The 12753-nt window shown below is 64.6% G+C and carries 4 protein-coding genes; all 4 read left to right on the top strand.

The window, feature by feature from the left end; translation table 11 throughout:
- Positions 1-2500, top strand: a 2500-nt coding sequence (locus KVY23_RS24265; RefSeq protein WP_230558483.1) for a condensation domain-containing protein, incomplete at its 5' end; no start/stop codon positions are given.
- Between the two features lie 100 nt (positions 2501-2600).
- Positions 2601-8486 (top strand): non-ribosomal peptide synthetase, encoded by a 5886-nt coding sequence (locus tag KVY23_RS24270; protein WP_230558484.1) that lies wholly within the window; start codon positions 2601-2603, stop codon positions 8484-8486.
- Between the two features lie 115 nt (positions 8487-8601).
- Positions 8602-9666, top strand: coding sequence for an alpha/beta hydrolase (locus KVY23_RS24275; protein ID WP_374108766.1), 1065 nt, complete (start codon positions 8602-8604; stop codon positions 9664-9666).
- A gap of 174 nt (positions 9667-9840) precedes the next feature.
- The coding region (locus tag KVY23_RS24280) for a non-ribosomal peptide synthetase (protein ID WP_230558485.1) at positions 9841-12753 on the top strand (2913 nt) is incomplete at its 3' end.

The raw sequence follows: 12753 nt of genomic DNA on the forward strand, positions 1-12753 counted from the left end.
GGGGGTGTTTGCTGATGTTCTCGGGGTTTCGGGTGTGGGATTGGATGATGATTTCTTCGCTCTTGGTGGTAATTCGCTGATTGCTACGCAGGTCGTCTCACGCATCGGTGCCGCCCTGGACGCGTCGGTGCCTGTGCGTGCTCTGTTCGACGCGACCACAGTCGAGACTTTCGCGAACGCTGTTGCCGCACTTGCCGGTACCGGTGGTCGACCGGCGTTGGTCGCCGAGACGCGTCCCGACCGGATCCCGCTCTCGCTCGCCCAGCAGCGCATGTGGGTGCTCAACCACCTCGACCCGGAGTCGGGCGCCTACAACATCCCGTTGGCGGTGCGGCTGACCGGTGAACTCGATATCGCGGCGCTGCAGGCGGCTGTGTCCGATGTCGTCGCCCGACACGAATCGCTGCGCACGATCTACCCTTCCGACGCGGACGGCCCGCAGCAGCGAATTCTCTCGCCCGAAGAAGTGTCGTTCGATCTGACACCCGAGTCGGCCGAAGCCGAGACCGATGTGCGCCGAGCAATCGCCGAGGTGGTGCTCGGAGGCTTCGACGTCGCGGCAGCGGTACCGGTTCGGGTGTCCCTCGTCCGGCTGACGCCGACGGATCACGTGCTCGCCCTCGTGATTCACCACATCTCCGCCGACGGCGCATCCATCCCGCCTCTGGCGCGGGACGTGATGATCGCCTACGCGGCACGGCATTCGGGCACTGCACCCGAATGGGCAGACTTACCGGTCCAGTACGCGGATTTCGCGCTCTGGCAACACCGTGTCGTCGGGTCGACCGACCAACCAGGGTCGGTGGCCGCACAACAGCTCGAGTATTGGTCCGAGACACTGGCAGGCATTCCTGACGCCGTCGATCTCCCGACCGATCGTCCTCGTCCGCCAACACAGTCGATGCAGGGCCGATCGGTCGATTTCGAATTGGATCCCGAATCTCACGCCAAGTTGGTCGCGTTCTCGCGTGAGCGAGGTACCTCGCTGTTCATGCTGGTTCACGCCGCGTTGGCCATGTTGCTCGGACGCCTCAGCGGCAGCAGCGACATCGTCGTGGGCACGCCCATCGCGGGCAGGGGGGCCGCCGAACTCGACGATGTGGTCGGGATGTTCGTCAACACACTTCCCCTTCGGACTCGGGTCGAGTTGGGTGGGACGTTCTCCGGTTTGGTCGATGACGTACGCACCGCAGATCTCGGTGCGTTCGGCAACGCGGACGTTCCGTTCGAGAGCATCGTCGACGCCGTCGTGCCCAGCCGGTCGCAGGGGCGCCACCCCATCTTCCAGGTTGCGCTGTCCTTCCAGAACCTCGAACGGGTCACATTGGATCTCCCGGGATTGACGGTCGAGGGGCTCGACACCGGAGAGCTCGCCGCGAAGTTCGATCTTCAGTTCACGATCGAACCGCGCACGAGTGAAGAAGGCTCTGCGGCAGGGCTGTTCGGGTCGTTGCTGTACGCGACCGATCTGTTCGACGAGGACACCGCACGTTCCTTTGCCGACAGGTTCACGCGTATCCTGCGGGCCGTCGCCGAAGAGCCGTACGTCGTCGTCGGCGATGTCGACATCATGTCCGCGAGCGAACGGGCACGAAGTGAGTCCGGTGGATCGTCCAACGGCGGCTCCGGCGCCGTGACGCCGGTGCCGGACAGATCGGTGCCGCAGGTGTTCGGTGCGGTCGTCGAACTCGATCCCGAGGCGCCCGCAATTGCTCACGACGGTGAGGAGGTGACGTACCTGGACCTCGAGGGACGCTCGTCTCGTCTTGCACGGTTGCTGATCGCCCGAGGAATCGGACCCGGTGATCGTGTGGTCGTCGACCTCGAACCGTCCGTAGACTGGGCTGTGGCCGTGCTCGCCGTGCTGCTTTCCGGGGCCGCGATCGTCGTCGCCGACAAGTCGACCTCACTGGCCGACCGCATTCGAATCTCGGGTGCCGGCGCGGTCGTCGGGAGTACCGGTACCGGTACCGAAACCATCGCGCTCGACGACCCAGCGACGGTCGATGCACTCGGTTCCGGTTCACCGCGGCCCATCGCGTACTCGTCGCGAACGCGGTTGCTCGGAATCGATGACGCGGCTGTGGTGGTCCTCGACGACCACAGCGTGGTCGAGCACACGCAGGCGAAGCTCGTGGCGGATCTGATCGACTCCGGCCGTCGCTTCGACGTGACATTCGAGTCCCGCCTCACGGCCGAACCTGCCGCAGGTGAGGTATGGCAGATCACTGCGCTCCTCGGCGCGATGGTGGCAGGGGCCGTGTGGGTGGTGCCGACTCGGGACGAACAGGGCGAACTACTCGGGACCCTGCTCGACGAATGGGTCACCCACGCATTCGTGCCGACTGCTGTGGCCGAGGCGTTGGCCTCTGAACAATTCGAGGACCTGATCGCAGTCGTCGTCACCGAAATGGACGGCGGCGAACAGCAATTGGAGGTAGACGGGGTCTCGGTGCTGGTGAACGAAGGTGCTCTCGGGCAGGGCGGAGAGACCCGATGACGCGGGAGCGCAGCGAGGTACGCCTGGACACTGCAGAAAACGACACTGCAGAAAACGACGCGGGAGATAATACAGGCATGCACCACATGGATCGAGTCGCATGAGCGGCGATCGAACGACCGAAGGCCGCGAAGACGGGGGCGCCCGACGAGCGCGTCCCCGCCGTCCTCGTCGTAGGCGCGCCACTGCTCTGCTGCCCCAGATTCTCGGTGCGGCAGTCGAAATCGACCCGGACAGGGACGCGGTCTCGTTCGACGGCCGAGCGCTCTCGTACGCCGAGCTCGACAGTCGATCGTCGAGGATCGCGCGGGTGCTCATCGGACGAGGAATCGGACCGGAAGACGTCGTTGCGGTGGGGATCACGCGATCGATGGAGTCCGTTCTCGCGTTGTGGTCGATCACGAAAACCGGCGCGGCATTCGTGCCGGTGGACCCCACGTATCCCGTCGATCGCGTCCAGCACATGCTCTCGGACTCCGGTGCGAGGAACGGTCTGACCACCTCGGCCCATCGCGGCGGCCTGCCCGACACGTGTTCCTGGTCGATTCTCGGCGAGGCGGATTTCGAGGCCGCGATCGCTGCCGAGTCGGACGAGAAGATCTCGGTCTACGACCGAGTGCGACCTCTGCGGGCCGAGAACCCGGCGTACATCATCTACACATCGGGCTCGACCGGACGGCCCAAGGGGGTTGTCGTCACCCACACAGGCTTGGCCGACCTGGCCGCCGAGCAACTGGACCGCTACGGTCCGACATCGTCCTCGCGCACGTTGGCTTTCGCGTCTCCGAGTTTCGACGCGTCGATTCTGGAGTTGTTGCTCGCCGTTGTTGCGGGTTCGACGATGGTCATTACGCCGACCGACATCTACGGCGGTGACGAACTGGCCGAGTTCCTGCGGCGTGAGTCGATCACCCACGCCTTCGTCACTCCGGCCGCCTTGGCCTCGGTGGCTCCAGCCGGACTGGACGCTCTCGCCGTAGTAGTGGTCGGCGGTGAGGCCTGCCCACCCGAACTGCTCGACACCTGGGGCCGCGACCGCCGATTCTTCAACGCGTACGGTCCCACCGAATCGACGGTCGTCAGCAATATTTCTGGTGTGCTCTCTCCCGGGGATCCGATCTCGATCGGCGATGCCATTTCCGGGACGACGGCTCACATCCTGGACGGACGGTTGCGTCCGGTGCCGGGGGGTGTCGCCGGCGAGCTGTATCTCGCCGGTCACGGAATCGCCCGGGGATACCGTTCCAATCCGGCTCTGACATCGGACCGGTTCGTGGCCGACCCGTTCGCCGCCGACACACCCGCCAGAATGTACCGAACGGGTGACATCGTTCGCCGGAACTCGGCGGGCGCTCTGCAGTTCGTCGCCCGCAACGACTTTCAGGTCAAGGTTCGTGGATTCCGCATCGAACTAGGCGAGATCGACACCGCGCTCGCGGCACATCCGTCTGTGCAGTTCGCCGTCACCGTCGGCCACCCGGCAGCCAACCAAGCCGCCGTCGGTCAACCTGCAGCCGGCCAGGACATGTCCTTGGTGGCGTACGTGCGGCCGGTACTCGGAGATTCGGTGGATGCCGCGGAACTGGTGTCGTTCGTCGGCGCGAAACTGCCCAAGCACATGATCCCTTCGTCGATCATGATCATCGACGATATTCCGCTCACACCCGCGGGCAAGCTCGATCGAGACCGGTTACCGGAACCGGTGTTCGCGGCGCGCGAATACCGCGCGCCCGAGACCGAGGCCGATATCGCGGTCGCTTCGGTGTTCACCGAGATCCTCGGCGTCGAGAAGGTCGGCCTGGACGACGACTTCTTCGAGCTGGGCGGCAATTCGCTCTCGGCGACGCGTCTGGCCGCTCGGATCGGGGCATCGCTGGACGTCAATTTCGGAGCACGCGAGGTGTTCGAGGATTCGACGGTCGGTGGACTGGCCGTGGCGGCGGCAAAGAAGGTCGGTGGACAGCGACGCATCGTTCTCGGCGACGATCCGCGACCCGCCAGGATCCCGTTGTCGCTGGCACAGCAGCGCATGTGGTTCCTCAACCGCTTCGACATGGAGTCGGCCGCGTACAACATTCCGGTGGCGATCCGGTTGTCCGGCGGTCTGGACGTCGCTGCGCTGCGGGCCGCGGTAGGTGACGTGGTTGCACGCCACGAACCTCTGCGAACGGTGTATCCGCTCGACGGCGACGGACCGATCCAGCGCATCCTCTCCTCCGAGAACGTTGCCGACGTCGAGGTGGTCGACGTGACCGAAGACCGGATCGTCGCCGAGGTGAGTGCGCTGGCGAACACGTCGTTCGATGTCACCACCGAAGTGCCTATAAGGGTTCGGTTGTACCGGCTCTCGGAGTCGGATTACGTGCTGGCCTTCGTGGTGCAGCACATCTCGGCCGATGGCGGATCGATGGCACCGCTGACGCGAGATCTCATGGTTGCCTACTCGGCGAGAGTCGCAGGCGCCGCGCCTCAGTGGTCACCGCTCGAGGTTCAGTACGCCGATTTCGCGCTCTGGCAGCGTCGAGTCCTCGGACGCGAGGACGACCCCAGTTCCGTTGCATATCAGCAATTGTCGTTCTGGAAGTCCGAGTTGGCGGGGTTGCCCGATCAGATCGCTCTGCCCACCGACCGGCCGCGTCCAGCGATTCAGTCCTTCGACGGAGGCAGGGTCGACTTCAGCATCGACGCCGACGTGCAGGCTGCGCTCGCGTCCCTGGCGCGCGCGAAGAACGCGACGCTGTTCATGGCTGTGCATGCAGCGTGGGCGGCGGTGTTAACTCGGTTGTCCGGATCTTCCGACGTCGCGGTGGGTTCGCCCATCGCGGGCCGCGGTGAAGCAGCGCTTGACGATCTGATCGGCATGTTCGCCAACACGCTCGTTTTCCGCACCGAAGTCGATCCAGCGGTGAGTTACCAGGAGTTGGTAGCTGAGGTACGTGAGGCCGACGTGCGTGCCCTCGCCCACGCAGATGTGCCGTTCGAGCGTCTGGTGGAGGTGCTCAATCCCGCTCGGTCCACCGCCCGTCACCCCCTGTTCCAGGTGGGATTGTCGTTTCAGAATCTCGACACGTTCGAGTTCGAACTGCCAGGTCTCGCTGTCTCCGCCGTCGACGCCGACGCCGAGGTGGCGCAGTTCGATCTCCATCTGATCGTCTCGGATCAGTACGACGACAACGGTGACCCCACGGGCATCGGCGGGACGCTGAAATACTCCCGCGCGTTGTTCGACGAGTCTTCGGCGCGCAAGATCGTGGACCGGTTGGTTGCGTTTGTCGGTGCGGTGGCCGATGATCCGGGGCTTGCTGTCGGAGATGTCGAGATCATGGATGAGGGCGAGCGGGAGCGGGTCGTCCGGTCGTGGAACGAGACCGAGCGAGCGGTGGATACCGCGTCGACGTTGGTGTCGTTGTTCTACGCCTCCGTCGTGGCGTCGCCGCAGGCCGTTGCGTTGACGTTCGGGTCGGATTCGTGGACGTATGCCGAGTTCGGGTCTCGTGTGAATCGGCTTGCCCGGCATCTGGTTTCGTTGGGGGTGGGTCCGGAATCTCTGGTGGCCGTAGCGATGCGGCGTTCGGAGTCGATGGTGACTGCGATGTACGCGGTCGTCATGGCCGGTGGTGCGTACGTGCCGGTCGATCCTGATCAGCCTGCAGAGCGGACCGGCTACATTCTCGAGTCGGCGCAGCCGGTTGTGGTGTTGATCGACGGTCGTGACTCGAGTGTGGATCTACCCGAGACCGGGGCGCACGTGGTCGATGTCGAGGCGCTGGACCTGGCGTCGTATTCGAGCGCTGCGTTGTCGGATTCCGATCGGGTCGGGCTGCTGCGTCCGGACAACGCTGCCTACGTGATCTTCACCTCCGGGTCGACGGGTCGCCCGAAGGGCGTGAGCGTCTCGCATCGGGCGGTGGTGAACCAGCTCGAGTGGAAACGTTCGGAATATGGTCTCGACAGCTCGGATGTGTCGTTGCTCAAGACGGCTGCGACGTTCGATTTGTCGGTGTGGGAGTTGTGGTCGTGGGCCACTACCGGTGGGCGTCTGGTGATTGCGGCGGCCGAGGGGCACCGCGATCCCGCGTATCTGGTCGAGGTCATCGAGCGCGAATCGGTGACGACGTTGCATGTGGTGCCGTCGGTGCTGGGTGCGCTCGTGAGTGCGTCGGGTGGGTCGCTGCCAGGGAGTGTGCGCCGGGTGCTGGCGATCGGTGAGGCGTTGCCGGCGTCGACTGCGGAGTCGGTGCTGCAGGGCAGTGATGTGCGGTTGGACGGCGGGGATGTGCGGTTGGACAATGTGTACGGCCCTACCGAGGCCGCTGTGTCGGTGACCTCGACCCGGGTCGAGTTGCCGGTGGGATCGACGGTTCCGATCGGTCGGCCGGAGTGGAATTGCCGTGTGTATGTGCTCGATGCGCGTCTTCGTCCGGTGCCCGAGGGTGTGGTGGGTGAGTTGTATCTGGCGGGTGTGCAGTTGGCGCGGGGGTATCACGGCCGGGTGGATTTGACGTCGGATCGTTTCGTTGCCGATCCGTTCGGTAGGGGTGAGCGGTTGTATCGCACCGGTGATCTGGTGCGGTGGGCCGGTGATGGTGTGCTCGAGTATGTGGGGCGTGCGGATTTCCAGGTGAAGGTGCGGGGGTTCCGGATCGAGCTCGGTGAGATCGAGGCGGTGCTCGGTGCGGTCGAGGGTGTGCGTGATGCGGTGGTGATTGCCCGTAGTGACGAGCGGTTGGGTGATCGTCTGGTGGCCTATGTCGTCGCAGACGGTGCTGGGGCCGAGCGGTTGAAGGATGTTGTTGCGAAACGGCTTCCGTCGTACATGGTTCCTGCCGCATTCGTGGTGTTGGATGCGTTGCCGTTGACGGTGAACGGCAAGCTCGATCGGCGGGCGTTGCCGGACCCGGAGTTCGAGGCGAAGGTCTTTCGCGCCCCGACGACCGCGGCCGAAAAGATGGTGGCCGGCGTTGTGGCGGATGTGCTGGGCCTCGATCAGGTCGGGCTCGACGACGACTTCTTCGACCTGGGCGGCAATTCACTGATCGCTACCCAAGTGGTCGCACGGCTGTCCGACCTGGCGGGCTTCTCGGTTCCGCTGCTGTGGTTGTTCTCCGACGCCACCGTCAGCGACTTGGCCCGTCGTATCGAGGCCGGGCCAGTCGCGGCCGGTGGCGCAGACGCAGCTCTGGATGTCGTGCTGCGCATTCGCGAGCCGCGCGATGGACCGCGGCTCTGGTGCATACATCCCATCGTGGGAGTCTCCTGGTCGTTCGCAGGTCTTGCGAATGTGGTGGATCCGGATCGTGGGATCACGGCACTGCAATCGCCGGTCTTCACCGAGGACGACTGGTCACCGTCGTCGATCGAGGCGTGGGCACAGAGGTACGTTCACGAAATCCGACGTGTGCAGCCCGAGGGGCCGTACGAACTACTTGGCTGGTCCCTCGGCGGCGTGTTGGCGCATTCCATCGCGGTTCAGTTGCAGCAGATGGGGAGCACAGTGACGATGCTGGCGATGATGGACAGCCACCTTCCCGGGAAGAACGGGGAGGCAGCCACGAACGCAGCTCCGATGACCCTGTCGGACCTGTTCGGTGGCCTGCTGCCCGACTCGGTCGACGACACCGCCGACGTGTCGACCGAGTCGATAGCCAAGGTCCTCTCGGCGTTGCCGTCCCCGCTGGCGGATGTCTCGTCGGGGCGAATCGAGCAGGTCGTCGCCGAGGCCGGCCGCGCCCCAGGTCTGATCGAACGTTACGAGCCGGCCCAGTTCGCGGGCGACCTGCTGTACTTCACGGCTGGACTCGATGACACCTCGGGCGCGGTCGGTGCCACGGGATGGGACGCATTCGTAGCGGGAACGGTGGACAACCACGTCGTGGATGCCACGCACTGGTCGATGGCATCGCCGGACGCGCTTGCGGTCATCGCGGACATTCTCGATGCCCGAACATCATCCGATCAGTCACCAGCCGAAGGCGACGTGACGTAACGAGCAGTAGGGCTGCGTCGATTACTTACTGGCAGGTACGGTAACTCCGGGTGACTGGAGTCCAGCCGTCCCGGCAAACCATGGGGTACCGCAGAGAATGGTGAGAGTAGAACTTATGCGTCGAACGAAGCCACGCACGTTGTCCACCGTCGTCAGGGGGTTGGCGATCGCGTCTGTCGCAGTCGTCGTGCCGTTCACAGGTGTCACGGTGACCGCTGCCGCCGATCCCGTAGTGGACATGGCCGCTCCCCTTGCAGGCGCAACGTCGTCGAACGGTTCGAATATCACCCGGATCGAGGTCAAGAACGACCGCGAGCTCACCATGTACGTCTACTCCTCGTCCATGGACGAGGAGATCCCGCTCGACGTGCTTCGCCCGGGTGACACCAGCGTCCCGCGGCCCACCCTGTACATGCTCAACGGTGCAGGTGGCGGCGAGGACTCCGCCACGTGGCGAGCACGCACCGATGCCTACGAGTTCTTCGACGACAAGAACATCAACGTCGTCTCGCCGATCGGCGGCAAGTGGGCCTACTACACCGACTGGCGTCAGGAAGACCCGGTGCTCGGTGTGAACAAGTGGGAAACCTTCCTGACGGAAGAAATCCCACCGCTCGTCGATGCGGCCCTCGGCACCAACGGCGTCAACGCGCTCGCCGGTTTGTCCTCGTCCGGGACCTCGGTTCTCCAGCTGGCCATCTCCAAGCCCGGCCTGTACAGCGGCGTCGCCGCTTACAGTGGCTGCGCGCAGACGAGCGATCCCATCGGGCAGACATTCGTCAAGCAGGTCGTCGAGCTATACGGCGGCGGTAGCACTCTCAACATGTACGGTCCCGATGACGATCCGATGTGGGTCGAAAAGGATCCGTACGTCAACGCCGAAGGCCTACGCGGTGTGGACCTGTACATCTCCAATGGAACGGGCCTGCCGGGACCGTACGACAATCTGAATGGGCCCGATATCAACGACCGCGTCCCCACTCTGGCCAACCAGGTCATCGTCGGTGGCGTCATCGAAGCGGCGACGAACTACTGCGCGCACAACATGCAGAATCGGCTCAACGAGCTGGGCATCCCCGCGACATACAACTTTCGGCCAACCGGAACGCACTCGTGGGGTTACTGGGACGATGACCTGAAGGACTCGTGGCCTGTGTTGGCACGTTCGATGGGCATCTGACCGTCTCCAGCGCGCTGCGGTAGACGAGAGTTTTCACAAATGCTCCCCTCCACCCCTGGAGGGGAGCATTTCTCGCAGTAGCCTGCGCAGTGGGGAGGACGGTTTCACATGGTTTTCGGTGACGGCACAGAACGCGCGCTGACAGTTGACGACCTACCGCGGATTGTTGCGGACGTGTCCAGATCCGAACCTGAACGGGTGGCGTTTCGAACCGGCGATCAGCTGGTCACCTACGGGCAACTCGACGCCCTGCTGCAGCAACTCGATGCGGCCATGGGCGGGGCCCTCGGACCGGAATCACTGGTCCCGCTCGTGCTTGCAGATCTGGTTCCCGAGATGCTCGGGGCGGACGGTGCCCTCGACCGGATCGTGGCGGACGTCCTGTCCGACGCCACCGACACGGCCGAGACCACCCCAGCCGGGTCGCCAGAGACGCTGGTGGACGCTTTCGAAGCCAGTGTCGACCGCAACCCCGACGCCGTCGCTCTCATATTCGACGATCAGAGGCTGACGTACGCGGAACTTGACCGACGTGCCAATCGTGTCGCCCGGTACCTCGTCGCCGCGGGCGTCGGACCCGACCGCACAGTCGCACTTGCGCTCCGGCGGTCGATGAATCTCGTGGTGGGGATGTACGGCATCATCAAGGCTGGCGGTGCCTACGTCCCCTTGGATCCTGATCACCCGCGTGAGCGGCTGGCGTACATCATCGGGGTCGCCGATCCCGTACTCGTGCTCACCGACGCCGAGACCGGTGTGGCAGACGTTCTGCCCGGCACTGTTGCCGTCCGCGATATCGGTGCCATCGACGACGAGATCGACGACGCCCGACTCCATCCGACCGAGCGGGCAACACGACTCCGCCCAGGAAACACGGCCTACGTCATCTTCACCTCGGGATCGACGGGCAAGCCGAAGGGCGTCGCGGTGAGTCACTCCGCGGTCCAGGCCAATCTCGCATGGCGGCAACGCCAATACAGCCTCGGCGACTCAGATCTCGTGCTTCAGAAGACACCGTTCACCTTCGACGTGTCGGTGTGGGAGTTCTTCTGGCCGCTCCAAGTCGGCGCGAGGCTACTCATCGCGCGACCGGACGGCCATCACGATCCCGGTTACCTCGCCTGGTCGATCAGAACTGCCGGCGTCACCGTCGTGCATTTCGTTCCCTCGATGCTTGCTGTCTTCGTCGATGCTCCCGACACTCGGGGCCTGCCGTCCCTGCGGTACGTCTTCGCGTCCGGTGAGGAACTGACAGCAGCCACGACGGCTCGGTTCGCCGCCAACTCCGACGCACAGCTGCACAACCTCTACGGACCGACCGAAGCCGCGATCGATGTGACCCATCACCGCGCCGAACTCGATGGGGCAGAGCTGGGCTCGTCGATTCCCATCGGAACCGCAGTCGACGGGACCGAACTCTACGTGCTCGGTCACGCTCTCGAACCGGTCCCGCCGAACACGGTCGGCGAGCTGTACATCGCCGGAATCCAGTTGGCCCGCGAGTACGTACGCTCACCGGCCAGGACGGCCGAGCGGTTCGTTGCCGATCCCTACGCGGTCGGAACACGCATGTATCGCACCGGAGACTTGGTCAGACGATCCGACAACGGCGACCTGACCTATCTCGGGCGCTCCGATTTCCAGGTCAAGCTGCGCGGACTGCGCATCGAGCTGGGCGAGATCGAAACACTGCTGCGTCAACAGGACTCGGTATCGCAGAGTGCTGTCATCCTCCGCGATGACAGATTGCTCGGCTATGTCGTCCCCGTGCACGGCGCGTATCTCGACACCGAAACTCTGACGTCGGAGCTTCGACGCACGCTACCGACCTACATGGTGCCGTCGGCGCTGCTTGTGCTGGAGAAGATGCCGTTGGGTCACTCGGGGAAGCTGGATCGCGGCGGCCTACCCGATCCACCGGAGGCTCGGACCGAGTTCACCCCGCCTCGGTCGGCTACCGAAATCGCTGTGGCTGCAGAGTTCGCCGACGTGCTCGGTCTCGACCGAGTCGGCCGTGCCGACGACTTCTTCGAACTCGGCGGCAATTCTCTCAATGCGACGCGACTGGTTACGCGTCTGAACGCACGTTTCGGTGTCGAGACAGCTGTCCGTGACTTCTTCGACGTCTCGACCGTGGCGCGATGGGCCGCGGCCCTGGACGGCGCTCCGCACGGAAAGGCATCGCCGAGGCCTGCGCTCGACGCCCGACAATGGCCCGAACAAATCCCGCTGTCGTTGGCGCAGCAGCGTATGTGGTTTCTCAATCGACTCGAACCGACGTCCTCGGTCGACAACATCACCGTCGCGGTGCGGCTTTCCGGTGCACTCGACGCCACCGCCCTGCGTTCGGCGGTCGGTGATCTCGTTGCGCGTCATGCCTCGCTACGTACCTGCTACCCGGAGGTCGACGGCGTCGGATCGCAACAGATATCGCCGGTCGACGAAACCGAAATCGACTGGCTCGCAACCGCAACTGGCGAAAGCGAGCTGATCGAGCATATCTGGGCTGTCGTGGCGGCTCCCTTCGACGTTGCAGTGGCCCCGCCCTTCCGTGTCCGCCTGTTCGAACTCGAGGCCAACGAGCATGTGCTCGTCATCGTGGTCCACCACATTGCCGCCGACGGCTTCTCGATGGTGCCGTTGACGAGGGACATCATGCTTGCGTACTCCGTGCGAGCTGCAGGGGAGTCGCCGAAATGGCCGCCGCTGCGGGTGCAGTACGCCGACTACACGTTGTGGCAGCGGGAAGTGCTCGGTGTGCCCGAGGACCCGAACTCGCTGATCAGCATGCAGGAACAGTACTGGCGGGAAGCGCTGGCGGGCTTGCCGGACCACCTGGAGTTGCCGCTGGATCGAGCACGTCCGCCCCTGTGGTCCGGCCGTGGAGCCCGGCACTCTCTTTCGCTCGATGGCGAGTTGCACGCACGCATCACCGATCTGGCGCGCGCTCAGGGAAGCACGACCTTCATGGTGGTGCATGCGGCGTTGGCGGTGTTGTTGTCGCGGGTGTCGGGTAGTGCGGATGTTGCGGTGGGTACGCCGGTGGCGGGTCGTGGTGAGGCTGTTCTCGATGATGTGATCGGGATG

The organism is Rhodococcus sp. I2R (assembly GCF_020889545.1).
In the GTDB taxonomy this organism is placed as follows: Bacteria; Actinomycetota; Actinomycetes; order Mycobacteriales; family Mycobacteriaceae; genus Rhodococcoides.

Coding starts and splice junctions, on each gene's coding strand:
- KVY23_RS24275 (WP_374108766.1), top strand. CDS start 8,602: ATGCGTCGAACGAAGCCACGCACGTTGTCCACCGTCGTCAGGGGGTTG.
- KVY23_RS24270 (WP_230558484.1), top strand. CDS start 2,601: ATGAGCGGCGATCGAACGACCGAAGGCCGCGAAGACGGGGGCGCCCGA.